Below are 24,856 nucleotides of genomic sequence, written 5' to 3'. Positions count from 1 at the left end.
GGTGCTACCCGACCGCTCGGGTCTTGCGATGATCGAATTCGCGCTGGTTCTGCCGGTGCTGGTCGGCTTGACGCTGGCCGGGATCGAAACCGCGAACCTCGCCATCACCGTGTTGCGGATCAACCAATTGGCGATGATGGCGTCGGACAATGCCGGCCGCGTCCGCAGCTCGATCGACGAAACCGACATCAACGAGATCATGGCGGGGCTGAAATTCGCGGGGTCGGGGATCGATTTCGGCGTCAATGGCCGCGCAATCATCTCAAGCCTCGAACCCAACGGCCTTACGGGGACGAACGCGGGGCACAAGATCGGTTGGCAACGCTGCTTCGGCGCGAAGAACGTGACTTCAAGCTACGGTCTGGCAGGCGCGGGATCGACCGACGCTTCGCTAAGGCTCGGCATGGGCCCGGCCGGGCAGAAGATCGCACCGGTGCCCAACAGCGCGCTGGTGTTCGCCGAGATTCGCTACACCTATCGGCCGCTGCTCGCGTCGGGGTTCGTGGCCGATCGCGAGATCAGCGCGATCCAGGCCTTCACCGTGCGCGACCGCGCGCTACAGACGTTGACCAACAAGACCAATTTGTCGGTCGCCAATCAACGCCTGTGCGACGCGGCGCATCTTTCAGCTACCTGAGCGGTAGGTTACCTTCTTTACCGCCGCCACCACCCGCGGCGCATCGATCAGCGCCAGCTTTTCCAGGTTGGCGGCATAGGGCAGCGGCACGTCTTCGTTGGCGACGCGCAGCACCGGGGCGTCGAGATCGTCGAAGCCCTGCTCCATCACCACCGCCGCCAACTCGGACGCGATCGAGCAGGTCGGCCAGCCTTCCTCGACCACGACCATGCGGTTGGTCTTCTTCAAGCTCTCCAGCACCGTCGCGGTATCGAGAGGGCGCAGCGTGCGCAGGTCGATCACCTCGGCGTCGATCCCCTCGCCCGCCAGCGTCTCGGCGGCTTCGAGCGCGAGCCCGACGCCGATCGAATAGCTGACGATCGTCACGTCCTTGCCGGGCTTCATGATCCGCGCCTTGCCGATCGGCAGCACGAAATCGTCGAGCTTGGGCACGTCGAAGCTGCGCCCGTACATCAGCTCGTTTTCGAGGAAGACCACCGGATCCTGGGTGCGGATCGCGGCCTTCAGCAACCCCTTGGCATCGGCGGCGTCATAGGGCGCGATCACGATCAGGCCGGGGACGCTGGCATACCAGGGGCCGTAATTCTGCGAATGCTGCGCGCCGACGCGGGTGGCGGCGCCGTTGGGACCGCGGAACACCACCGGGCAACGCATCTGGCCGCCCGACATGTAATTGGTCTTGGCCGCCGAATTGATGATGTGGTCGATCGCCTGCATCGCGAAGTTGAAGGTCATGAACTCGACGATCGGGCGCAGGCCGCCCATCGCCGCGCCGGTGCCGATGCCGGCAAAGCCATATTCGGTGATCGGCGTGTCGATCACGCGCTTCGGGCCGAACTCCTCGAGCAGCCCCTGCGTGACCTTGTACGCGCCCTGATATTCGGCGACTTCCTCGCCCATTACGAAGACCCTGGGGTCCGCGCGCATCTCTTCGGCCATCGCATCGCGAAGCGCCTCGCGGACGGTGGTCTTCACCATCTCGGTGCCTTCGGGGATTTCAGGCTGGCGGTCGCCGGTCTTCTCCGCCGACTGCGTCAGCTGCGTCGTGCCGGTTTCCTTGGGCTCGGGTGCGCCGCCGCCGGCGGTGATCGGCTCGGCCTGCTGGTCCGACGGCGTTTCGGTCTTTGCATCATCCTTCGGCGCTTCGACCTTGGGCGCGGGCGCGGCGGAGGCGTCCTCGCCTTCCTCGGCGATCATCGCGATCACGGTGCCGACCTTCACGCCATCGGTGCCCTCGGCGACCAGGATCTGCGACACGATGCCTTCGTCGATCGCCTCGAATTCCATCGTCGCCTTGTCGGTCTCGATCTCGGCGAGGATGTCGCCTGATTTGACCGCGTCGCCTTCCTTGACCAGCCACTTGGCCAGCGTGCCCTCTTCCATCGTGGGCGACAGCGCCGGCATCTTCAGTTCGATCGCCATCTCAATACTTCTCCACCAGGACGTCGGTGTACAATTCGGCCGGAGCGGGCTCAGGGGTCGACTCGGCGAAGTCGGCGGCTTCGTTCACCACCTTGCGGATCGCCTGTTCGGTCGCCTTCAATTCGGCATCGGTCACGCCGATCGCCTCGAGCTCGCGCTTGAGCGCTTCGATCGGATCGGACTTGTCGCGCATCGCCTGCACTTCCTCGCGCGAGCGGTATTTCGCCGGATCGGACATCGAATGGCCGCGATAGCGATAGGTCTTCATCTCGAGGATGATCGGCCCCTTGCCCGCGCGGACCCATGCCAGCGCGGTCTCGGCCGCGGCACGGCAGGCGAGCACGTCCATGCCGTCGATCTGCAGCCCTGGGATACGAAAGCTCTCGCCGCGCTTGTACAACTGGTCCTCGGCCGACGCGCGGTTGACCGACGTACCCATCGCGTACTGGTTGTTCTCGATCACGAAGATGATCGGCAGCTTCCACAGCTCGGCCATGTTGAAGCTTTCGTACACCTGGCCCTGGTTCGCGGCGCCATCGCCGAAATATGTCAGGCAGACGCCGCCATCCTCATCGTATTTGTGCTTGAACGCGAGCCCAGCGCCGAGCGACACCTGCGCGCCGACGATGCCGTGGCCGCCGAAGAACTTATGCTCGGTTGAGAACATGTGCATCGACCCGCCCTTGCCCTGCGAGATGCCCGCAGCGCGCCCGGTCAGCTCGGCCATGATCACCTTGGGATCGATGCCATAGGCCAGCATATGGCCATGGTCGCGATAGCCGGTGATGACGCTGTCCTTGCCCGGCTGCAGCGCCGACTGGAGTCCGACCGCGACGGCCTCCTGGCCGATATACAGATGGCAGAAGCCGCCGATCAGGCCGAGGCCATAGAGCTGGCCGGCCTTTTCCTCGAAGCGGCGGATCAGCAGCATCTGCTGGTAGAAATCGAGAAGCTCTTCTTTCGAGGCTTCGTAGCGCGTGGGCTGTTCGGGCCGTTCGCGATTGGGGGTTGCGGGTTCGCTGTTGGCGGTACGCGCCGGTGCCTTGGCCACGATCGGATAAACCTCGTTCCTGGGGAGCGGGAAGCAGTGGAGGCGGCTATAAGCGCGTTTGTCGGGGATGCGCAACGCCGTAGGGGATTTTGACCCTACTTCCCCCCTCCCGCCTGCGGGAGGGGTCGGGGAAGGGCATGCCTACACCAGCGTTCAGCCGCCAGCCACGCGCCGAGCGGAGAGGAACATCAGTTCAGCGGAACGATGATCTCATCGGGATGCGCGACGTTCAGTTCCTTGCGGACCAGTTCGTCGACCATGTCGGGGTTGGCGCCGCGTTGCGGATCGAGCAGCCGGACTTCGTTGCGCAGTTCGGCGCGGCGCTTTTCGAGCGCAGCGAACTCGACCTCCTTGCGCTCGATCTGACGGGTATATTCGCGATAGGCGACGACGCCATTGGGGCCGAGCACCGCATAATAGCCGAAGAACCCCATGAAAATGATCGCGAGCGCCGGCATGCCGGCGCTCTGCAGCATCATCTGAAGCTTCGATTTCTGAACAACGCGGAGCATCGCCCAGCTATCGACGCTTACGTTGCGCGAATCAAGCGAAGTTGCGCAGGATGTCGCGCCCGGCATAGCGCGCCGAATCGCCCAGTTCCTCCTCGATGCGGATCAGCTGGTTGTACTTGGCCAACCGGTCCGACCGCGCGAGGCTGCCGGTCTTTATCTGCCCGCAATTGGTGGCGACCGCGAGGTCGGCGATCGTCGTATCCTCGGTCTCGCCCGAACGATGCGACATCACCGCGGTATAGCGCGCACGATGCGCCATGTTCACCGCCTCGAGCGTCTCGGTCAGCGTTCCGATCTGGTTGACCTTCACCAGCAACGAATTGGCGAGGCCCCGTTCGATGCCGTCAGCCAGCCGCTCGGGGTTGGTGACGAACAGGTCGTCGCCGACGATCTGCACCTTGGCGCCGAGCTTGTCGGTGAGCAGCTTCCAGCCGTCGAAATCATCCTCGGCCATGCCGTCCTCGATCGACAGGATCGGATAGCGGCCGGCCAGGTCGGCGAGATACTCGGCCATCTCATGCGGCGTCAGCGTGCGGCCCTCGCCCGCCAGCAAATATTGGCCGTCCTTGAAGAATTCGGTCGCCGCGCAATCGAGCGCCAGCATCACGTCCTCGCCCGGTCGGTACCCTGCCTTTTCGATGCTCGACATGATGAAGTCGAGCGCCTCGGTCGCGCTGGCGATGTTCGGCGCGAAGCCGCCTTCGTCGCCGACCGATATCGACAGCCCCTTCTCGGACAGGCCCTTTTTGAGCGTGTGGAAGATCTCGGCGCCGCAGCGCACCGCCTCGGCGATGCTGTCAGCGCCGACCGGCATCACCATGAATTCCTGGAAATCGATCGGGTTGTCGGCATGTTCGCCGCCATTAATGATGTTCATCATCGGCACCGGCAGCAGATGCGCGCCGATCCCGCCGACATAGCGATACAGCGGCAACCCGCGCGCTTCGGACGCTGCCTTGGCCACCGCCAGGCTGACACCCAGGATCGCATTGGCGCCGAGCCGGTGCTTGTTCGCGGTGCCGTCGAGCTCGATCATCGTCTGGTCGACATCGGCCTGGTCCTCGGCCTCCATCCCCAGCACCGCCTCGGCGATCTCGGCATTCACCGCCTCGACCGCCTGGGTGACGCCCTTGCCCATCCAGCGATCCTTATCGCCGTCGCGGCGCTCGACGGCCTCGTGCGCACCGGTCGAGGCGCCCGAGGGTACCGAGGCGCGGCCGAAGCTGCCGTCTTCGAGCAACACGTCGACCTCTACGGTCGGGTTCCCCCGGCTATCGAGGATTTGGCGGGCATGGAGGTCGATGATTGCGGTCACGTAACGGTCTCCCTATGTCGGTTGGGACCAGAATGGCGCCGCCGCCTGTATCGGGTTCGTAGTCGGCGGGCAATTCGTCAGCGTGATGGAACCGCGACGATCCCGTGCGGTTCTTCGTTCGAACGACGGAGGATTTGACATGGAAGACACGAAATTGGGCAACCAGCCGGTTGGCTTCGAGCCGACAAACGCGACCAACAGCAACGGCGGCGGTAGCAATACCGGTGCCAGCGACACCGTAAGCTTCGAACCTGCTCCCAAGCTCGAAGACATCGGGACAGTCGAGTTCGACGCCGCCGCCGGCCTGAACGACGGCGCTGCCAAGCGGACCGCCGCCGAGACGATCAAGGAAGAAGCCAGCAAGCTTGGCAGCCAGGCGGCCGACAAGGCGCGCTCGTTCGCCGGCGACGGCAAGGCGAAGGCATCGGGCGCACTCGACGAATTCTCGCGGATGATGAGCGACGCCGCCGACACGGTCGATGAAAAGCTCGGTGCGCAATATGGCCAATATGCACGTTCGGCCGCCGACCAGATCGGTGGCTTCGCCGAAACGTTGCGCACGCGCGAAGTCGACGAACTGCTCGACGACGCTCGCGTCTTCGTCCGCAAGAGCCCGGCGATTGCGATCGGAACCGCCGCCGCACTCGGCTTCGTGCTGGCGCGCATCATCAAGGCGGGTGTCGATGGCGTCGCCGACGCGAGCGACCCCACCGTTGGCGGCACTCCGCGCGCGTGACGCGTTGGGCGACATCGCGAACGGGGAGCGACGGCATGGCGATCGGCGGTGAGCCGCAACAACCGGGCGTGACCACCTTGGTCGCGCGCACGGTCGAGGATGCCAAGCGCTGGAGCCAAGCCGAGCTTGCCTATTACAAGGCGCTCGCCGGCGATCGCGGCGGTGACGCGGGAGTCGGCATCGCCTTCGGCGTTGCGGCATTGGCGCTCGTCCAAGCAGCATTGATCGCGGCGCTGGTGGGCATCGTGCTCACGCTGGCGCCGGCGATCGGGCCGGGGTGGGCGACGCTGGTGGTGGTGCTCGCCACCCTAGCGCTGGCGGGCCTTCTAGGCTGGCTGGCGCTAGGCAAGATACGCCGCGCGACCCGGCCGGTGTCGGATATGACGTCATGAGTGCGAAGGTACAAATGGCGCGGCGCGAGGCCGATGCGGCGCGCAACGTATTGGCGGCTGATGTCAGAGCCGTTCGCCATGCGCTCACCCCTGCGGTGATCGCCGATCGCGTCAGCGTGAAAGCGGCGACCGCGATCGAAAGCGCCAACAGCGAGATCCGGGCGCGCCCGGGCGCCGCTGCGGCGGGGCTGGCCGCGGTACTGCTGTTCGCCGCGCGGCATCGTCTGCTCCGCCGCCGCGAGGCGCCTAAACCCGAAGATCAACTGAGCCAGGAATTCCCGACCATCAGCCGGCAGGACGCCGCTAAGCAAGGAATATGAACATGACCGACCACGACCACTCGATCGTCGATCGCACCAAGGACGCCGCGGCACAGGCGTTCGACACGACCAAGGCGCAGACCGCGCTCGCCGTCGACAAGACGCGTGAAACCGTCGTTCACGCCTATGACGCGACGCGCAAGACGACCGGCGACGCGGTGCATCAGGCAGTCGACGGCATTGAATCGAACCCGCTGGCAGCGCTGGTCGGCGGCATCGCGGTCGGCGTCGCGATCGGCGCGTTGCTGCCGCGTACCCAAGCCGAAGCGCGGCATCTGGGGCCGATTGGCAAGCGCCTGAACGAAAGCGCGAGCGCTGCGGTGCGGGCGGCGCGCGATCAGGGCAAGCAGGAACTCAGCGGCCTGGTGCCCGACAAGAGCAACGCGAAGGAAAAGGCCGGCTCGGTCGTCGAAGCCGTGATTCAAGCGGCGCGTGCCGGCGCCACCACCGCCTGACGCAAGCTGCGCCGCGGTGCAGCATCTGGCGGGTTGAGGATTTCGCCCCGTGCTTTATGCGCGGGGCGAATTTGCAACAACCGGAAGGCCCCAAGCGATGAGCAAGCTGCATCTGGTGTTCGGCGGCCGCGTGGCCGACCCGCGGACGCTCGATTTCAACGATCTGGAGACGATCGACATCGTCGGGGTGTTCGCCGACTATGCGAGCGCCGAAAAGGCGTGGCGCGGCGCAGCCCAGCGGACCGTCGACGATGCCGAGATGAAATATGTCGTGGTGCATTTGCACCGCCTGCTCGAGCCCGATCCCGAACTGGTTCGAGGGGGGTGAACTTACACCGTTCGTCCTGAGTAGGGGCTGAGCGAAGCCGAAAACCCGTATCGAAGGACATCGCCCGGACCGCGCCCGATCCTTCGATACGCCATTTCGACCAGCTCAATGGCTACTCAGGACGAACGGCCCGGCTTATCAAGCCTCGCGCCACTGCCACTCGAGCAACGGTCGCACCAGCACCACGCCAGCGATAAACCCACCGACGTGAGCCGCCGCTGCGATCGGCGAGTCGGTCCCCGCGGTCAGAAACCCGATCAGCAGGTTGATCGCGGTCCACGCGCCGATCAGCCACGCGATCTGCACGAGCCGCGGCGAGAACGGCCCGATCGCGCCGGTGCGCTGACGCCCGTACAGAATCGCATAGGCCCCAACGATCGCCGACACCGCGCCGCTAGCGCCGATCATCGGCTGGGTCGAATTCGGATCGATCACCCAGTGCGCGAAGACCGAGGCGACCGCGCCCACCAGATACAGCGCGAGGATCCCGCGCGTGCCGATTGCGATCTCGGTCGCCTTCCCGACGATCAGTAGCATCACCATGTTGAAAAGCAGGTGGGTGAACCCGCCATGCACCAGCGTGGCGCTGAACGGCGTCAGCCATGCGGGCAGCAAGCCGGCGTCGTTGAGAAACCCCGCCTCTGCCCCGCCGAAACGCGCGGGAATGAACCCGGCATATACCGCAGTATAATCGACATTGCCGGTCAGGATCAGCGCCAGGCCGATGAACGCCGTCACCGCCCCGATCGCGGCGGTGGCGGGCGCCTTTTCGAGCATCGGTGTCAGATGAACTCGATCTTCGACACGACGTAATAGCGATCGCCTGACGGCACCGTCACTTCGACCTCTTCGTCGACCTTGCGGCCGATCAACGCGCGGCCCAGCGGAGAGTTATAGCTGATGCGGCCGGTCTTGGCGTCAGCCTCGGTCTGACCGACAATCTGGTACTTCACCGGCTTGTCGTCGTCGTCGAGCAGCGTCACCGTCGCACCGAACACGATCTTGTCGCCCGAAAGCTCCTTGGGATCGATGATCTGCGCGCGGCTCAGCTTGTCCTCGATGTCCGACAGCGATGCCTCGATCTGGCCCTGGCGTTCCTTGGCGGCGTGATATTCGGCGTTTTCCGACAGATCGCCATGCGCGCGCGCTTCCTCGATCGCATCGACGATCAACGGACGTTCGGCCTTCAACCGCTTGAGCTCGACACTCAGGGTCTCATACCCTTCGGCCAGCATCGGCATCTTTTCCACCGTCGCCATGTCGTCAATCCTTGATAAGTCGCTTATCGCGCGATCCCGAACGGGTCGCCCGCACCGATGTTCCTGTGGGTTGGGATCAATTGTGCAGTCGCGAATAATAGGATTGTAGCGGCCTTACTTCAAGAGATTGTCGCGAAAGTGCCTCCATCGCGCGCGCCGCGGCAACGCTGGCGGTGGCAGTGGTGAAGTACGGAATCTTCTGCGCCAGCGCCGACCGGCGAATGTCCGACGAATCCTTGAGCGACTGCCAGCCCTCGGTGGTGTTGAAGATCAGGTCGACCCGGCGATCGAGGATGCGATCGACGATGTGCGGCCGCCCCTGTGCCACCTTGTTGACCCGCTCGACCGCGATCCCCTGCCCGGCCAGGAAATCGGCGGTGCCGGTGGTGGCGATGATCGTGAAGCCCAGATCGGCGAGGATACGCAGGCCGGGCAGGATTACCGCCTTGTCGCTCGCCTTGACGCTGACGAACACCGTTCCCTTCGATGGCAGGATCGTCCCCGCCCCCAATTGCGCCTTGGCGAAGGCGATCGCGAAATCGGTATCGATCCCCATCACTTCGCCGGTCGACTTCATTTCGGGCGACAGCACCGGATCGACCCCGGCGAAGCGCCCCCAGGGGAAGACGGCTTCCTTCACCGCGACGTGATCGACGCGCCAGTCGATCTTGGGCAGGTCGGCGAGCATCTCGCCCGCCATCACCCGGCTCGCGATCTTGGCGATCGGCACCCCAATCGCCTTGGCGACGAAGGGCACGGTGCGGCTGGCGCGCGGATTGACCTCGATCAGGTACACCACGCCATCCTTCACCGCGAACTGGATGTTCATCAGCCCACGTACCGACAGCGCATGCGCGAGCACGACGGTCTGGCGCTCGATCTCGGCGATGATGTCCGCGGGCAGGCTGTAGGGGGGCAACGAGCAGGCGCTGTCGCCCGAATGGACCCCGGCTTCCTCGATATGCTGGAGCACGCCCGCCACCACGACATCGGTGCCGTCGCAAATCGCATCGACATCGACCTCGATCGCGTCGCGCAGATATTGATCGATCAATACCGGTGAGTTGCCCGATACCTGCACCGCAGTCTGGATATAGGATTCGAGCTGCGACGTACCATCGACGATCTCCATCGCGCGCCCGCCGAGCACATAGCTCGGGCGCATCAGCACCGGATAGCCGATGCGTTCGGCCACCGCGATCGCCTCCTCGCGGCTGCGCGCGATGCCGTTGGCCGGCTGTTGCAGCTTGAGCTTGGCGATCAGCGCGGCGAAGCGCTCGCGATCCTCGGCCAGGTCGATCGCGTCGGGGCTGGTGCCCAGGATCGGGATCCCCGCATCCTCGAGCGCCTGTGCCAGGTTGAGCGGGGTCTGGCCGCCGAACTGGACGATTACCCCTACCAACGTGCCGTTGCTCTTCTCGACCTCGAGCACTTCGAGCACGTCCTCGGCGGTCAGCGGCTCGAAATACAGCCGGTCGCTGGTGTCGTAATCGGTGCTGACGGTCTCGGGGTTGCAGTTGACCATGATCGTTTCATAGCCGGCGTCGGCCAGCGCGAAGCAGGCGTGACAGCAGCAATAATCGAACTCGATCCCCTGCCCGATCCGGTTGGGTCCGCCGCCCAGGATCACGATCTTCTTGGCGGAGGTGGGCATGCTCTCGCATTCGGGCTCGCCGAAGCTCGGACCTTCATAGGTCGAGTACATATAGGGCGTCTTGGCGTCGAACTCGGCGGCGCAGGTGTCGATCCGCTTGAAGACCGGACGCACCCCCAGCTTGTGGCGCAGCGCGCGCACTTCCTTCTCGGTCACGCCGCCGGTCATCGCGACCACCGCCTCGTGGATCAGCCCCGATCCGCGCGCGATCGAGCGCTCGCTGCCGCCGCGAAGGTTCGCCGATTGCAGCGCCAGATAGGCGAGCCGCTTGTCGCTGAAGCCCATCGCCTTCAGCCGGCGCATGCCCGCCGCGTCACGTGGCAGGCCGCCCGCGCGCACCTCGTTCTCGGCAAGCACGATCTCTTCGATCCGCGCGAGGAACCAGGGGTCGTATTTGGCGATCGCATGCACTTCGGCAACGGTCATGCCCTCGCGCAGCGCCTGCGCCGCGACCAGCAGCCGGTCGGGCGTGGCCACCGAAAGCGCCGCCTCGATTTCCGCGCGAGGGGCACCGATCAGCCGGTCGACATCGTTGAAGCCCGACAGCCCGGTCTCGAGCCCGCGCAATGCCTTCTGCATGCTCTCGTGGATGCTGCGGCCGATCGCCATCACTTCGCCGACCGATTTCATCGCGGTCGACAGCACTTCCTCGGCGCCCTTGAACTTCTCGAACGCAAAGCGCGGGATCTTGGTGACGACATAGTCGATCGTCGGCTCGAACGCCGCCGGAGTCGCGCCGGTGATGTCGTTGGTGATCTCGTCGAGCGTGTAGCCCACCGCCAGCTTGGCCGCGACCTTGGCGATCGGGAAGCCCGTCGCTTTGCTCGCCAGCGCCGACGAGCGCGACACGCGCGGGTTCATCTCGATCACGATCAAGCGGCCATCGGCGGGGTTCACCGCGAACTGGACGTTCGATCCGCCGGTTTCGACGCCGATCTCGCGCAGCACCGCGATGCTGGCGTTGCGCATGATCTGATATTCCTTGTCGGTCAGCGTCAGCGCGGGGGCGACGGTGATCGAATCGCCGGTATGCACCCCCATCGGATCGATATTCTCGATCGCGCACACGATGATGCAATTGTCCGCCTTGTCGCGGACGACCTCCATTTCGAACTCTTTCCAGCCGAGCAAAGATTCCTCGATCAGCACCTCGGTCGTCGGGCTGGCGTCGAGCCCGCTGCGGACGATCTCGACGAACTCCTCGCGGTTGTAGGCCACGCCGCCGCCGGTGCCGCCCAAGGTGAAGCTCGGGCGGATGATCGCGGGCAGCCCGGTATGCTCGATCGCGGCCAGCGCCTCGTCGACGGTATGCGCGATCCGCGACCGCGCGCTTTCGAGGCCGATCCGGTCCATCGCGTCGCGGAACTTGATCCGGTCCTCGGCCTTGTCGATGGCCTCGGCATCGGCGCCGATCATCTGGACGCCGTATTTTTCGAGCGTGCCGTCCTGCGCGAGCGCCAGCGCGGTGTTGAGCGCGGTCTGCCCGCCCATCGTCGGCAGCACCGCATCGGGGCGCTCCTTGGCGATGATCTTTGCAACGATCTCGGGGGTGATCGGCTCGACATAGGTGGCGTCGGCGAGGTCGGGATCGGTCATGATCGTCGCCGGGTTCGAATTGACCAGGACGATGCGATAGCCCTCTTCCTTGAGCGCCTTGATCGCCTGCGTGCCCGAATAGTCGAACTCACAGGCCTGGCCGATGACAATCGGCCCCGCGCCGATGACGAGGATCGAGGAGATGTCGGTGCGTTTGGGCATTATTTCTTCTTTTCTTCCGCGACTTGCTCGTTGCCGAGGAAGCCGACCTTGGAGAAGCCGATTTGTGTGCCAATCTGCTCCATCATGCACGCCACAGCTTCGTAACGTGCATCTTGTGGTGGCTGGATCACGACTTCGCCGCCGCTTAGAAGCTCTATTGCTGCCGGGGGAAGCTCACACCTTTGCGTGATCGCAAGAACCGTCGCGCGCCGTTCGGTTTGATTGGCGTGTTTCCAACTCTCGACAGGCCCGAGAGCAACATGCTGTGAAAGCGCTAGAAGCAGCATAGCATCTATCACCGCAACGCCCCCACAAACCGCTCGAACAGATACAAGCTATCCTGCGGCCCGGGGCTTGCCTCGGGGTGATACTGAACCGAAAACGCCGGGCGGTCGGTCAGTTCGAAGCCGGCATTCGATCCGTCGAACAGCGACACATGCGTCTCGCGCGCGGTTTCGGGCAGCGTGTCGGTGAGCACCGCGAAGCCGTGGTTCATGCTGGTGATCTCGACCACGCCGTCGGCCAGCCGCTTGACCGGATGGTTCGCGCCGCGATGGCCCTGGTGCATCTTGGTGGTCTTCGCCCCCACCGCCAAGCCGAGCAACTGGTGGCCGAGGCAAATGCCGAACACCGGCATCTTGTCGTCGAGCAGGCGGCGGATGACGGGGACGGTATAGTCGGCGGTCGCGGCGGGGTCGCCGGGGCCGTTCGACAGGAACACGCCGTCGGGCGCGAGCGCCATCACCTGGTCATAGGTCGCGGTGGCAGGCAGCACCGACACGCGCGCGCCGGCGGCGACGAGGTTGCGGAAGATGTTGCGTTTGGAGCCATAGTCGATCGCGACGACGTGGGGTTGGGCTTCTTCCCCCCTCCCGCTTGCGAGTTCGGGGTCGACAGCGCCCCGCGCTGTCGAGGATGTGCCGGGGGCACATCCGACCCCGGACTGGGTCGGGGGAGGGCTTGTCGGATCGAGCGCCGCGGTTGCGGACATGCCCTCCCCTAACCCCTCCCGCAGGCGGGAGGGGGATTGGGTATTGTCATACCCCGCCCCCAGCCTCCACAACCCGCCTTCCCAGCCATAATGCGTCTCGCACGACACGCTCTTGGCCAGGTCCATGCCCTCGAGCCCCGGCCACGCCCGCGCCATCCGCAGCAGCGAATCGAGGTCGAACACGCCATCGGCGGCGTAAGCGATCACACCATTGGGCGCGCCGCCGGTGCGGATGCGGCGGGTGAGCGCGCGGGTGTCGATGCCCGACAGGCCGATGCGGTTATGCGCCTTCATCCAGTCGTCGAGCCGCTGAACGCTGCGGAAGTTCGAGGGCTCGGTCACGTCGGCGCGCACGATCATGCCCAACGCATGCGGATCGTCGGCCTCGACATCGTCGGCATTGGTGCCGGTATTGCCGATATGCGGGAAGGTGAAGGTGATGATCTGCCCGGCATAGGAAGGATCGGTCATCACCTCCTGGTATCCGGTCATCGCGGTGTTGAAGCAGACTTCGCCGACCGCGGCACCCTCGGCGCCGAAGCCGCGACCCCACAGCATCTCCCCGCTGGCGAGCACTAAAACCCCCGTGGCTCCTTCAGGCGCGGACATGGGTTTAGGCTCGGCCATGGACGGGGGCACTCCGGTGTGTTGGTTCCAGCGATGTCGCTAAGCGGTCGGGCTAGACCCCCGGTCCCGCCCCGTCAACCGGTGACGAACAACCGCGCATCCGCTAGGCTCTCCGGCTTGCCCGCACGAGAGGCCCATACATGATTCGCGACGACATCAAGACCGCCCTCATCACCGCGATGAAGGGCGGCGACAAGGCTAGCACCGGCACGATCCGCCTGATCCAGAGCGCGATCAAGAACCGCGACATCGAAGCGCGCACCGGCGCATCGCCCGACGACGACGACGTGCTGGTGGTCGAAGTGCTGCAGAAGATGGTGAAGCAGCGCCGCGAATCGATCGAGATGTTCGAAAAGGGCGACCGCCAGGAACTCGCCGACGCCGAAGCCGCCGAAGTCGTGGTGATCGAACGCTTCCTGCCGCGCCAGATGGACGCGGCCGAGACCGCGGCTGCGGTCGAGGCCATCAAGGCGGAGCTTGGCGCTACCGGCATGAAGGACATGGGCCGGGTGATGGCCGAGCTGAAGGCGCGGCATGCGATGACGCTCGACATGAGCAAGGCAAGCGGCGCGGTGAAGGCGGCGTTGGGGTAAAGTGCTGCCGCTCGCCGGAGCATCTTTGACATAACTCCCCTCCCGCTGGCGGGAGGGGTCGGGGGAGGGCATGTTGGACAAGGCATATGACCGCCCCACCGCGCGCTCCCGCGAATTGCGCACCAACGCCACCGAGGCAGAACGCTTGCTCTGGCAGCAGTTGAGCGCTCGCAAAGTCGCGGGCGTGCGCTTCAATCGGCAGTTTCCGATCGGGCCGTGCATCTGTGACTTCGTGTCGCGCTCGGCAAAGCTGATCATCGAGGTCGATGGCGGTCAGCATGAAGCACAGTCGGCGAAAGACGCCCGGCGGACAGCATATCTCGAGGCGCAAGGCTATCGTGTCCTACGGTTCTGGAACAACGATGTGATTGAACGGATCGAAGGCGTAGTGGGCGAAATTGTACGCGTGCTCGGTGACACGCCCTCCCCTAGCCCCTCCCGCGAGCGGGAGGGGAACCAGCTTCCCCCCTCCCGCTTGCGGGAGGGGTCGGGGGAGGGAATGTCCAATAACCCGGGGCATGAGGGTTGACCCTAACCCCAGCCTTCCTCGACGAACTCCGCGCCCGCACCACGCTGTCGAGCCTCGTCGCGTGCACCGTAAAGCTCCAGCGCGCGGGCCGCGAGTTCCGCGCGTGCTGTCCGTTCCACAACGAAAAATCCCCGAGCTTCTACGTCAACGACGACAAGGGCTTCTACCATTGCTTCGGCTGCGGCGCGCATGGCGATGCGATCCGGTGGATGACCGATCATCAGGGCCTGCCCTTCATGGACGCGGTCAAGGAGCTCGCGGGCGTCGCCGGGCTCGACGTGCCCGCCGCCGACAAGCGCTCGGCCGAGCGTGCCGAGCGCGCCAAGGGGCTGCACGAGGTGATGGCCGACGCCGCCGCCTGGTTCACCGAACAATTGCACGGCCAGGGCGGCGGCGAGGCGCGGGGGCTGCTCGAACGGCGCGGGATCAACGCCGCGACCGCCGCGACCTTCGGGCTGGGGTTCGCGCCCGACAGCCGCGGCAAGCTGCGCGCCGCGCTCAAGGACTATGGCGATCCGCTGCTGATCGAGGCCGGGCTGCTGATCCAGGTAGAGGACAAGGAGCCCTATGACCGGTTTCGCGGACGACTGATGATCCCGATCCGCGATCCGCGCGGGCGGGTGATCGCGTTCGGCGGACGGATCATCGGTGATGGCGAGCCCAAATATCTCAACTCCCCCGAAACCCCGCTCTTCGACAAGGGGCGCAATCTCTACAATCTCGACCTCGCCCAGCCCGCCGCGCGGAAAGCCAACCGGGTGATCGCGGTCGAGGGCTATATGGACGTCATCGCGCTGGCGCAGGCGGGGTTCGGCGAGGCGGTTGCACCCTTGGGCACCGCGATGACCGAATCACAGCTCGAACGGCTCTGGCGGATGACCGACGTGCCCTTGCTGTGCTTCGACGGCGACTCGGCGGGGCAGAAGGCGGCGATCCGCGCCGCGACACGCGCGATGCCGATGCTCGCGCCGGGGCGAAGCCTCGCCTTCGTCACGCTCCCGCAGGGCCAGGACCCCGACGATCTGGTGCGCGCCGCCGGCCCCGCCGCGTTCGAGGCGCTGGTCGCCAAGGCGCAGCCCTTGGTAGATCGGCTCTGGAGCCACGAAGTCGCCGCCGAGCCGCTCACCACCCCCGAACAACGCGCCGGGCTCAAGCGGCGCCTGTCCGATCTCGCGAGCAGCATCGCCGATCCCGGCGTGCGCGACGAATATCACGCCGATTTCCGCAACCGCTTCGACGATATGTTCGCGCGAAAGCCAGCGCCGCGCCGCGTCTTCCAGCCGCAGCGCTCCGGCGGCCGCTTCGACAAGGGGCGCGGCGGCTGGAAGCTGCCCGATCCGCCCGCGACCGAAGGCACGCGCGACGTCAGCACCGGCGGGATCGACCCGGTGCTGGCGCGCGCGGTGCTCGCCGGGCTGATCCGCCATCCGGCGCAAATCGCGCGGCATATCGAGATATTGGGCAGCCTGAAGCTCGCCAACGCCACCCTTGCGCGCCTGTTCGAAGCGGTGATCGATGTTGCACTGGAAGATCAGGCGCTTGATAGCGGCCATGTCCTCACCATATTGGCGAGGTCGGGTTTCGATCAGGTGGCAAGCGACTTGTTGCGCGCCGATAGCCTGCCGTTCACGTTCACCCAGGGTCACGCCGACGAGGCGCAGGCTATGGCCGACCTGAACGAGGCGATCGCGGTGATGGTGGCACGCCCCCGGGTCGATGCCGCATTGATGGAAGCGACACTGGCGGTACAGACTGGCTTCACCGACGAAGCCTATACGCGGCAGATAGCATTGGTGCATGAGCGCGCCCGGCTGGAGGCGCGGCTTGCAAATCTGATGCTGCCGGACGAAGACGACGAAACGCTTGGGTGATTGAGGGCAGTTAATGGCGAAAGCGAACATGGCGGAAGTTGCCGAAGGTCCTGAATCGGGCGACGCACCGCTGATCGACCTGAACGAAGGACCGATCAAGAAACTGGTCGCGCGCGCCAAGAAGCGTGGCTACATCACGGTCGACCAGCTCAACGAGATGCTGCCACAGGACCAGATGTCGAGCGAGCAGATCGAGGACGTGATGTCGTCGCTCAACGACATGGGCATCAACGTGGTCGAGAACGAAGAAGGCGGCGAAGACGCCGAGGCCGAAGAGGATACCCCCGACGAAGTCGAGGCGACCGATGGCCAGGACGATGCCGCGCCTGCGTTCGAAATGGTCAAGAAGAAGGAGACGGTCGATCGCACCGACGATCCCGTCCGCATGTACCTGCGCGAAATGGGCGCGGTCGAATTGCTCAGCCGCGAGGGCGAGATTGCGATCGCCAAGCGGATCGAGGCCGGCCGCGACACGATGATCTTCGGGCTGTGCGAATCGCCGATCACCTTCAACGCGATCATCGGCTGGTCGACCGCGCTCAACGAAGGCACGATGCAGCTGCGCGAGATCCTCGATCTCGATGCGATGCTCTCGAAGGACCCCGCCCCCGAATCGCTGTCTGAGGACGGCGAGGACGATGGCGAGATTTCGGCGAAGAATGCCGGCCCGACCTTCAAGGAAGAAGCCGAGCCCGAGGAAGCCTCGGTCGACGAGGACGATGAATCGAGCGAACGCCGCACCCCGCGTGCGTCGGACGACGAGGAAGAGGACAACACCCTCAGCCTCGCGCAGATGGAAGAGACGCTCAAGCCGCAGGCGCTCGAGAAATTCGCCTCGATCACCGCGCTCTACAAGAAATTCTCGAAGGTCCAGCAGAACCGGCTCGACGCGATGTCGGCGGGCGCCGACTTCTCGGCGGCCGACGAGCGAAAATATCACAAGCTGCGCGAAGAGCTCACCGCCGAGGTCGAGAGCGTCCAGTTCCACAACGCCAAGATCGAATATCTGGTCGACCAGCTTTACAGCTTCAACCGCCGGCTGACCGCGCTCGGCGGCCAGATGCTGCGGCTGGCCGAGCGCCACAAGGTCAACCGCAAGTCGTTCCTCGACAGCTATGTCGATCACGAGCTCGACGAGAACTGGCTCGCCTCGGTCGCGAAGATCGACAAGAAGTGGAAGGCGTTCGCCGAAACCGAGGTCGATTCGGTCGATCGCATCCGCAACGAAATTGCCGAGATTTCGCAGGCGACGGGCATGGCGCTCGGCGAGTTCCGCCGCATCGTCAACATGGTGCAGAAGGCCGAGCGCGAAGCGCGTATCGCCAAGAAGGAAATGGTCGAGGCGAACCTACGGCTGGTGATCTCAATCGCCAAGAAATACACCAATCGCGGGCTGCAGTTCCTGGATTTGATCCAGGAGGGCAATATCGGCCTGATGAAGGCGGTCGATAAGTTCGAATATCGCCGTGGCTACAAGTTCAGCACCTATGCGACATGGTGGATCCGCCAGGCGATCACCCGCTCGATCGCCGATCAGGCCCGCACGATCCGCATCCCGGTGCATATGATCGAGACGATCAACAAGCTGGTGCGGACCAGCCGCCAGTTCCTCCACGAGCAGGGCCGCGAGCCCACGCCCGAGGAAATGGCCGAGCGCTTGAGCATGCCGCTCGAAAAGGTCCGCAAGGTGATGAAGATCGCCAAGGAGCCGATCAGCCTCGAAACCCCGATCGGCGACGAGGAGGATAGCCACCTCGGCGATTTCATCGAGGACAAGAACGCGATCATCCCAGTCGATGCCGCGATCCAGGCCAACCTTAAGGAAACCGTCACGCGGGTGCTGGCAAGCCTCACCCCGCGCGAGGAGCGCGTGCTGCGGATGCGTTTCGGCATCGGCATGAACACCGATCACACGTTGGAAGAGGTCGGCCAGCAATTCTCGGTGACGCGCGAGCGTATTCGCCAGATCGAGGCCAAGGCACTGCGCAAGCTGAAGCACCCCAGCCGCAGCCGCAAGATGCGGTCGTTCCTCGACCAATAGCAGTTGCCGCCCGGAACGCGATCGCGCGTTCCGGGGGCGCTGATTACGCAAGATAGCTCCGAAACGGAGCGACTGGGTTGCCGATCGGCGCCCCCGCATGGCTTTCTTGGGCCATGGCCGACGAACCGCTTCAGCTCGATCCCAGCGCCTGCGTCTCCGCATCGAAGCTGGTTCGCAATTTCGGGATGTGGCAGGAACGCGCAATCGCGCGACCGGTGTTCGTCATGCGCCGCGGCCAGCCCAGCCTGGTGCTCACGTCGTTCGATCTGATGCGCCGGTTGTGCAGCAGCTACGCCGATACCAATACCGCCGCCGCCGATCACCGTGCGCTGCTGCTCGACGCGATGCGCGAGGCGGTGATCGCGGTCGATCTGGCAGGGGATATCATCGACACCAATCGCGCCGCACGGCTGGGCTTTGCGATCGGCGAGGCGGCGGCGCGCGGGCGGCCGTTGGCCCGGTTGCTGCCGCCCGCAGTCGCGCAATTCCTGCTCGATCAGGGCGCCCGCACGCGCCGCAAGGCCGCGCCTGAGCAAGTCGATGTTGCGATCGCCGAGCGGCATTTCTCGGTGGTGATCGCCCCGCACCCCGGCGGCCTGTTGCTGATCTTCGAAGACGTCACGCTCGATGTCGCCGCCGACTCGCTGAGCGCGACGATCGATGCGCTCGACGAAGCGATCGCGATGGCTGGCGGGGTCGCGGCGTTGCGGCTGAACCTGCGGGGCTATGTCGATCCCCCCGCCCCGCCGCTGGCGATGCTGACCGGGCTAGCCGAAACCGGATCGGCATCGATGCGCTTCGTCACTTTGCTCGATATCGCGTCGCGCACTGCGGCGAGCGACGCGATCGAAGCAACGCTTCGCGAGGGCAAAGGCCATCGGCTCGCCGCGCGGATGATCCGCCGCGACCGGCCGCCGGTCCCCGTGCGGATCGGGCTGGCGCCACTGCGCAGCCGCCTGGCGATCGAAGCGATTACCGCGCTGTTGGTGGTAGGCGGTGCCGAAGACGCGGTAGGTGGGTGCGGCCTCTAAACCTGGTATTTACGATATTGCCCTATTGCATGCGGCTAGGTCCGCGTGGGCGTCTGTGACGTGGCCGCCAGCGCATCGCAATTGGGACCACGGGGGGAATCATGCCTTTAGAGACCGCGCGTATGATCGGCACCAGTGGCGCTTCCGGCGCGCTGTTTGCTGTTGTCGCAAGCGACGGCACTGCGGGGCATCGCTATCCCGGCACGCTGCGCCAGCCGGCAGCGCCGACGCGCGACGTCACCGACATGCTGCATGTCGTTGCGATGCTGCATGGGCGTCATCCCGGGATCATCGGCTATGCCGCCCAGCATACCGACGAGCCCGGCGCGAATGCGTGGCTCGCCGAAGCCTCGACGGGTTTTGCAGAGGAGCGTCGCACGCTGGCGATTCTCGTCGCGGCATCGGGACCGCTTCCCAGCACCCCCGGCCAGGCCGAGAGCGAGGCCGCGGTGATCGCGCAGCACCATGCGTTCGACATGCTATCGCAGTCGGATCGGCGCGGCTGCGCGCTCGGCACTGCGGCGGCGTTGGTGCTCGATTGGCACGCGGTGCGGATTCTCCTCGATCGCGCGGCGACGCGGATGGGGATCGACATCGCAACCGCCGCACTGCCTTCGCCGGTCGACAGCGCCGTGATGATCGACGGCTTTGCTACTACCTCGGCGGTCGAGCGCGCCCTGCTGTTCGGCGCGCAGCAATTCGCAGCGCAGCAGCGGGGGCTGTGGAGCCTGCTCGAGGCTCGATCGATCGCGCGCAACCACAGCTGATCGGCGCCGCGGGTTGCGCCGCCTGCACGCTTGCTCCTAAGTCCCCGGATATTCGAGATCGGACGGGGACGGCGATGCGCTTCGAAGGCACCAGCGACTATGTGGCGACCGACGACCTGAAGGTGGCGGTCAATGCCGCCGTCACGCTGCGCCGCCCGTTGCTCGTCAAGGGCGAACCCGGCACCGGCAAGACCGTGCTGGCCTATGAAATCGCTCGCGCGGTCGGCGCGCCGCTGATCGAATGGAACGTAAAATCGACCACCAAGGCGCAGCAGGGACTCTACGAATATGATGCGGTAGCGCGGCTTCGCGACGGCCAGCTCGGCGATCCGCGCGTCAACGACATCGGCAATTACATCCGCCGCGGCAAATTATGGGAAGCCTTCACCGCCCCCAAGCTGCCGGTGCTGCTGATCGACGAGATCGACAAGGCCGATATCGAATTCCCCAACGACCTGTTGCAGGAACTCGATCGGATGGAATTCCATGTCTACGAGACGGGCGAGACGGTGAAGGCCGCCGAGCGCCCGATCGTCGTCATCACCTCGAACAACGAGAAGGACCTGCCCGACGCGTTCCTGCGCCGCTGCTTCTTCCACTATATCAAATTCCCCGACCGCGCGACGATGCAGGCGATCATCGACGTCCATTTCCCCGATATCCAGCGACTGCTGGTCAACCGCGCGATGGATATCTTCTACGACCTGCGCGAGGTCCCCGGCCTCAAGAAAAAGCCCTCAACCAGCGAATTGCTCGATTGGCTCAAGCTGCTGCTGCACGAAGACATGCCGCTCGAAGTGCTCCAGTCGCGCGACCCGACCAAGGCGATCCCGCCGCTCCACGGCGCGCTGCTCAAGAACGAGCAGGACGTGATGCTGTTCGAACGCCTCGCCTTCATGGCGCGCCGGCAAAGCTGAAGCGTTCAGCCGCCATTTGGTTACCTTGGCTTAACTATTCCTGCCAATAGAATGGCTACCGGTCGCGTGTGATGTAGCGCCGGGTAAAGGGAGTAGGCGATGCGTAGGTTCGCTGTGATCTCGATGATGCTGGCGGTCGCGCTTAGCGCCCCGGCAGCGCAGGCACGATCGATCATCCAGGACTATGTCGGCGAATGCGTTCCCTTCGCGCGCGCGGTGTCGGGCATCCAGATCTGGGGCAACGCGCATACCTGGTGGGAGCAGGCCGCGGGCAAATACGACCGCGGCGATCGCCCGCGGATCGGCGCGGTGCTCGTCTTTGCCAGCACCGACCAGCTCAAATTCGGCCATGTCGCGGTGGTCAGCCGGATCATCGAGGATCGCACCGTGATGGTCACCCACGCCAATTGGTCGCGCATCGGCGGCAAGCGCGGCCGCGCCGAACAGGACGTGACCTTGTTCGACGTATCGCCGCGCGGCGACTGGAGCCGGGTGAAGGTGTGGTATCGCGACAGCGACGGCCTGGGCGGCAGCAGCTACCCCGTCTACGGCTTCATCTACGGCAAGGGCGGCAAGGCACCCCCGGCGCGACCCGCCCCCGAACTCACCAGCGCCCGCCCCGACTATGTCGGATCGCTGATCGACGCGTACGCGCGTTAACTTACGCCTCCTTAACCATGAAGCCGATACGTCAGGGACATGGCGAACCGGAACACAGCGTCGCAACGCGTCGAATATGCTGCGCTTTTAGTCATCGTGGTGATCGCGATTGCGGGTCGCATGGCATATGCCACGGGAGGTCTTTGGCTCGACGAAGCATGGTCGGCGATCCACGTCTATCGCACCGGATCGATCTTGGGTGTCTTCACGTCGATCAATCACGATAATAATCATCACCTGACCTCGGTTTGGCTACAACTCCACGGCCCGCAGGCATCGCCGCTGGCCCAGCGGGCACTATCGATTGTTTCGGGCGCAGCGAGCGTAGCCGTGGCGGCAGCGATTGGCCGTCGGACCAGCAACGTCGCGGGCTTGGTGGCGGCAACCTTGTTCGCCGTATCGCCGGTATTTGTCACCTATGGCGCCGAAGCGCGGGGCTATGCCTCGATGACGCTCATGGTATTGGTGGCGATCCTGCTGGTCGACCGATGGGCGGCGGGGGAGGCACCGGCGCCGCGCGGGCCGCTGGCGATCGTATTCGCGATCGGCATGCTTTCACAGCTGACGATGTTGTTTGCCTTTTTCGCGATCGGCGGCTGGATCCTCTTCGTGCAACTCGAACGCGCGCGCGGCTGGGCGAGCGTTCGCCGAACGCTCGAAATGACCTCCCCCGCCTTGATCGTAATTCTTGCGATCCTGTCGCTGGTGTTCGTAGCACCCATGATTGACGGCAAGGGCATGAGCGTGGGCGCGTATGTGCCCTTCACCTGGGCGGCCTATCGCGAGGCGATGATCGGGCTCACCGCACACTTGGTCGGTGCACCGCTCCTGCATTCGTGGCCGATCGCAGTCATCCTCGCTTCGCTGGCGGTAGCCGTCGGTATCGCGCTGCCGCGGCGCAGCTTCTATGTGCTTGCCATATTGTGCTTTCCACTCGCGATCGCAGTGCTGCAACCCGCCAATCCGAGTAACGGCCGATATTATATGCTGGTGGCCATCGCCACGCTCGTGATGTGGTCGGACCTGGCGGCTTGGGCCTGGCAGCGCGGGACCGGCTTTCGGTACGGGTGCGCAGCACTCTTCCTGGCGATGGTTGGAGCAAGCATCTCGGTCGACCTTGCGCTGATCCGCGACGCCCGCGGCGATCCCGATGGCGCGATCCGCTGGATCGCAGCAGGCTCGCCGCAGGGAAGCTCGGTCATGCTCGAACGAAAAATGGGTAGCGCTGTCTACGAGGTAGCGAGTCGCCGCTCCGGCTATCCGCTGCATATCTACATCAACGGTTGTGCACCCGCCGCCTATTTGATCGTTCATCGATTTCGCGCCGAGCCGTTCGGCGACCATTCGTCCTATTGCGGCCATGCCTGGCGCAGGATTGCGGAAGATCGTTCGGAAGGCCTGTCCGAAGAAGGCTGGCGGCTGTACCGCCGCATCGACTGACCGCTTGCCCCGCACCTAATCGCGCGCCACACCCTGCCCCATGTTCCACGGATTCATCGACGCGCTGCGCGCCGCCGGCATTCCCGCGAGCCTCAAGGAGCATCTGGTCCTGCTCGAAGCGCTCGATCGCGAGGTGATCGATCGCACCCCCGACGCCTTTTACTACCTCGCGCGCGCCACCTTCGTGAAGGACGAAGGGCTGCTCGACCGTTTCGACCAGGTCTTCGCGCAGGTCTTCCGCGGCGTCGTTGCCCCCGAAGCCGACGGCACTACCGTCCCCGACGAATGGCTCCGCGCGATCGCCGAGAAATATCTCAGCGCCGAAGAAATGGCGAAAATCGAATCGCTCGGCAGCTGGGACGAGATCATGGAGACACTCAAGCAGCGGCTCGCCGAGCAGCAGGAGCGCCACCAGGGCGGCAGCAAATGGATCGGTACCGGCGGCACCAGCCCCTATGGCAATGCCGGCTACAACCCCGAGGGTGTCCGCATCGGCGGCGGATCGCGACACAAGCGCGCGCTCAAGGTCTGGGACCAGCGCGAATTCCGCAATCTCGACAGCACCAAGGAACTCGGAACCCGCAACATCAAGGTCGCGATGCGTCGCCTGCGCCGATTCGCGCGCACCGGTGCCGCTGACGAACTCGACCTCGACGCAACGATCGAGGGCACCGCGAAGCAGGGCTGGCTCGACGTCCGGATGCGCCCCGAGCGGCACAATGCGGTCAAATTGCTGCTGTTCCTCGACGTCGGCGGATCGATGGACCCCTTCGTCACGCTATGCGAAGAGCTGTTCTCCGCCGCGACCGGCGAGTTCAAGCATCTCGAATTCTTCTACTTCCACAATTGCCCGTACGAGGGCGTGTGGAAGGACAATCGCCGACGGTTCACCGAACGCACGCCGATGTGGGACGTGCTCCACAAATATGGCCATGACTATAAGCTGGTGCTCGTCGGCGACGCATCGATGAGCGCTTACGAGATCACCCATCCCGGCGGCTCGGTCGAGCATTTCAACGAGGAAGCGGGCGCGGTGTGGATGCAGCGGCTGACCAACACCTACCCCTCCGCGGCCTGGCTCAACCCGTTGCCCAGGGATCAATGGGGCTACACCCATTCGATCCGCATCGTCCGCGAACTGCTGAACGAGCGGATGTACCCGCTCACGTTGACCGGCCTCGACGAAGCGATGCGCGAACTGGGGCGGAAGGCCTAGAGCCGCCGAAACACCTAAAGCCGTTCCACCGCGCGCTTCAATTTGCGCAGCATGGCTATGTCACCCACCGGCACCGCCGCCGCCTCGCTCGCCAGCGCCATCAGGCGCACCGCGCCGAAGCTGGCCGCAAGGCCCTTCAGCCGCCACGCCGCCGCGGTCCACGCCTCGCCCGTTTCGGCGACCATCAGCGCGTGGAGCGCGCGCTGCGTGCTGTCTAAAAACGCCTCGCGCAGTTCGGCGATCAGCGCGGGCTCGTCGCCCACCGCCGCCGCCAGCGTCGCATCGATTGCACCCGGATCATAAGCCATCGCAACACCTGCTAAACCGTTCCCGT

General features: G+C 65.0%; 26 protein-coding genes. 16 read left to right on the top strand and 10 right to left on the bottom strand.

Features of this window, described 5'->3' with window-relative positions:
- The first annotated feature begins 28 nt into the window (after positions 1-28).
- Positions 29-637 carry a TadE/TadG family type IV pilus assembly protein gene (locus NMP03_RS03650; RefSeq protein WP_256507180.1) on the top strand — a complete coding sequence of 203 codons (609 nt, stop codon included), beginning with the start codon at positions 29-31 and terminating at the stop codon, positions 635-637.
- Here the strand turns inward: NMP03_RS03650 and NMP03_RS03645 are convergent.
- The 4 genes from NMP03_RS03645 to eno form a co-directional block, all read right to left on the bottom strand.
- On the bottom strand, positions 626-2,059 hold the full coding sequence (locus tag NMP03_RS03645) for a pyruvate dehydrogenase complex E1 component subunit beta (RefSeq protein WP_256507179.1): 1,434 nt from the start codon (positions 2,057-2,059) through the stop codon (positions 626-628). The two genes, NMP03_RS03650 and NMP03_RS03645, sit on opposite strands and share 12 nt — an antisense overlap.
- Position 2,060: 1 nt before the next feature.
- Positions 2,061-3,110: a pyruvate dehydrogenase (acetyl-transferring) E1 component subunit alpha gene (gene pdhA / locus NMP03_RS03640; RefSeq protein ID WP_256507178.1), complete on the bottom strand. Its 1,050-nt coding sequence runs from the start codon at positions 3,108-3,110 to the stop codon at positions 2,061-2,063.
- A 188-nt stretch (positions 3,111-3,298) separates the two neighbouring features.
- Complete coding sequence (locus NMP03_RS03635) at positions 3,299-3,622, bottom strand: FtsB family cell division protein (RefSeq protein WP_256507177.1); 324 nt, start codon at positions 3,620-3,622, stop codon at positions 3,299-3,301.
- Between the two features lie 31 nt (positions 3,623-3,653).
- Positions 3,654-4,937: a phosphopyruvate hydratase gene (eno, locus tag NMP03_RS03630; RefSeq protein ID WP_256507176.1), complete on the bottom strand. Its 1,284-nt coding sequence runs from the start codon at positions 4,935-4,937 to the stop codon at positions 3,654-3,656.
- 139 nt (positions 4,938-5,076) lie between these two features.
- Between eno and NMP03_RS03625 the strand changes: the two genes are divergently transcribed.
- The 5 genes from NMP03_RS03625 to NMP03_RS03605 all read left to right on the top strand — a co-directional run bounded on the left by NMP03_RS03625 (position 5,077) and on the right by NMP03_RS03605 (position 7,168).
- Complete coding sequence (locus NMP03_RS03625) at positions 5,077-5,673, top strand: hypothetical protein (RefSeq protein ID WP_256507175.1); 597 nt, start codon at positions 5,077-5,079, stop codon at positions 5,671-5,673.
- 35 nt (positions 5,674-5,708) lie between these two features.
- Positions 5,709-6,065, top strand: coding sequence for a phage holin family protein (locus NMP03_RS03620; protein WP_256507174.1), 357 nt, complete (start codon positions 5,709-5,711; stop codon positions 6,063-6,065).
- Positions 6,066-6,079: 14 nt separating this feature from the next.
- On the top strand, positions 6,080-6,385 hold the full coding sequence (locus NMP03_RS03615) for a hypothetical protein (RefSeq protein ID WP_256507173.1): 306 nt from the start codon (positions 6,080-6,082) through the stop codon (positions 6,383-6,385).
- A gap of 2 nt (positions 6,386-6,387) precedes the next feature.
- Entirely contained in the window at positions 6,388-6,840 is a 453-nt protein-coding gene (locus tag NMP03_RS03610; protein WP_256507172.1) for a hypothetical protein, read from the top strand.
- A 97-nt stretch (positions 6,841-6,937) separates the two neighbouring features.
- A complete protein-coding gene (locus NMP03_RS03605; protein ID WP_256507171.1) occupies positions 6,938-7,168 on the top strand; it encodes a DUF4170 domain-containing protein in 231 nt (76 codons plus the stop codon).
- A gap of 138 nt (positions 7,169-7,306) precedes the next feature.
- On the opposite strand, the gene NMP03_RS03600 is transcribed toward NMP03_RS03605, so the two are convergent.
- The 5 genes from NMP03_RS03600 to NMP03_RS03580 form a co-directional block, all read right to left on the bottom strand.
- Complete coding sequence (locus tag NMP03_RS03600) at positions 7,307-7,945, bottom strand: rhomboid family intramembrane serine protease (protein ID WP_256507170.1); 639 nt, start codon at positions 7,943-7,945, stop codon at positions 7,307-7,309.
- 5 nt (positions 7,946-7,950) lie between these two features.
- Positions 7,951-8,427, bottom strand: a complete 477-nt coding sequence (gene greA / locus NMP03_RS03595) for a transcription elongation factor GreA (protein ID WP_256507169.1) — start codon at positions 8,425-8,427, stop codon at positions 7,951-7,953.
- A 76-nt stretch (positions 8,428-8,503) separates the two neighbouring features.
- Complete coding sequence (gene carB / locus NMP03_RS03590) at positions 8,504-11,839, bottom strand: carbamoyl-phosphate synthase large subunit (RefSeq protein WP_256507168.1); 3,336 nt, start codon at positions 11,837-11,839, stop codon at positions 8,504-8,506.
- A complete protein-coding gene (locus NMP03_RS03585) occupies positions 11,839-12,126 on the bottom strand; it encodes a hypothetical protein (protein ID WP_256507167.1) in 288 nt (95 codons plus the stop codon). Before NMP03_RS03585 ends, carB begins: the two co-directional genes overlap by 1 nt.
- A gap of 8 nt (positions 12,127-12,134) precedes the next feature.
- Complete coding sequence (locus NMP03_RS03580) at positions 12,135-13,457, bottom strand: carbamoyl phosphate synthase small subunit (protein ID WP_256507166.1); 1,323 nt, start codon at positions 13,455-13,457, stop codon at positions 12,135-12,137.
- A gap of 140 nt (positions 13,458-13,597) precedes the next feature.
- Here NMP03_RS03580 and NMP03_RS03575 point away from each other — a divergent pair, with 140 nt between their 5' ends.
- The 10 genes from NMP03_RS03575 (at position 13,598) to NMP03_RS03530 (ending at position 24,522) form a co-directional block, all read left to right on the top strand.
- Entirely contained in the window at positions 13,598-14,050 is a 453-nt protein-coding gene (locus tag NMP03_RS03575; RefSeq protein WP_256507165.1) for a GatB/YqeY domain-containing protein, read from the top strand.
- A 70-nt stretch (positions 14,051-14,120) separates the two neighbouring features.
- Positions 14,121-14,579 (top strand): endonuclease domain-containing protein, encoded by a 459-nt coding sequence (locus NMP03_RS03570; RefSeq protein WP_256507164.1) that lies wholly within the window; start codon positions 14,121-14,123, stop codon positions 14,577-14,579.
- Positions 14,576-16,450, top strand: a complete 1,875-nt coding sequence (gene dnaG / locus NMP03_RS03565) for a DNA primase (RefSeq protein ID WP_256507163.1) — start codon at positions 14,576-14,578, stop codon at positions 16,448-16,450. The genes NMP03_RS03570 and dnaG overlap by 4 nt, the downstream gene beginning before the upstream one ends.
- 13 nt (positions 16,451-16,463) lie before the next feature.
- Positions 16,464-18,491, top strand: a complete 2,028-nt coding sequence (gene rpoD, locus NMP03_RS03560) for an RNA polymerase sigma factor RpoD (protein ID WP_256507162.1) — start codon at positions 16,464-16,466, stop codon at positions 18,489-18,491.
- Positions 18,492-18,604: 113 nt separating this feature from the next.
- Positions 18,605-19,522 (top strand): PAS domain-containing protein, encoded by a 918-nt coding sequence (locus NMP03_RS03555; RefSeq protein ID WP_256507161.1) that lies wholly within the window; start codon positions 18,605-18,607, stop codon positions 19,520-19,522.
- Between the two features lie 101 nt (positions 19,523-19,623).
- Complete coding sequence (locus tag NMP03_RS03550) at positions 19,624-20,289, top strand: DUF6975 family protein (protein WP_256507160.1); 666 nt, start codon at positions 19,624-19,626, stop codon at positions 20,287-20,289.
- A gap of 74 nt (positions 20,290-20,363) precedes the next feature.
- Positions 20,364-21,206 (top strand): AAA family ATPase, encoded by an 843-nt coding sequence (locus NMP03_RS03545; RefSeq protein ID WP_256507159.1) that lies wholly within the window; start codon positions 20,364-20,366, stop codon positions 21,204-21,206.
- Between the two features lie 99 nt (positions 21,207-21,305).
- Positions 21,306-21,866 (top strand): CHAP domain-containing protein, encoded by a 561-nt coding sequence (locus tag NMP03_RS03540; protein WP_256507158.1) that lies wholly within the window; start codon positions 21,306-21,308, stop codon positions 21,864-21,866.
- A 120-nt stretch (positions 21,867-21,986) separates the two neighbouring features.
- Entirely contained in the window at positions 21,987-23,306 is a 1,320-nt protein-coding gene (locus NMP03_RS03535) for a glycosyltransferase family 39 protein (protein ID WP_256507157.1), read from the top strand.
- A 40-nt stretch (positions 23,307-23,346) separates the two neighbouring features.
- Entirely contained in the window at positions 23,347-24,522 is a 1,176-nt protein-coding gene (locus tag NMP03_RS03530; RefSeq protein ID WP_256507156.1) for a vWA domain-containing protein, read from the top strand.
- Positions 24,523-24,536: 14 nt separating this feature from the next.
- On the opposite strand, the gene NMP03_RS03525 is transcribed toward NMP03_RS03530, so the two are convergent.
- Positions 24,537-24,830, bottom strand: coding sequence for an Hpt domain-containing protein (locus NMP03_RS03525; protein ID WP_256507155.1), 294 nt, complete (start codon positions 24,828-24,830; stop codon positions 24,537-24,539).
- Positions 24,831-24,856: the final 26 nt, after the last annotated feature.

This window comes from Sphingomonas qomolangmaensis, assembly GCF_024496245.1.
Classification (GTDB): Bacteria; Pseudomonadota; Alphaproteobacteria; order Sphingomonadales; family Sphingomonadaceae; genus Sphingomonas; species Sphingomonas qomolangmaensis.
Note: the sequence above shows the minus strand (reverse complement) of the source record. Positions and strands in the feature narration are given on the sequence as shown.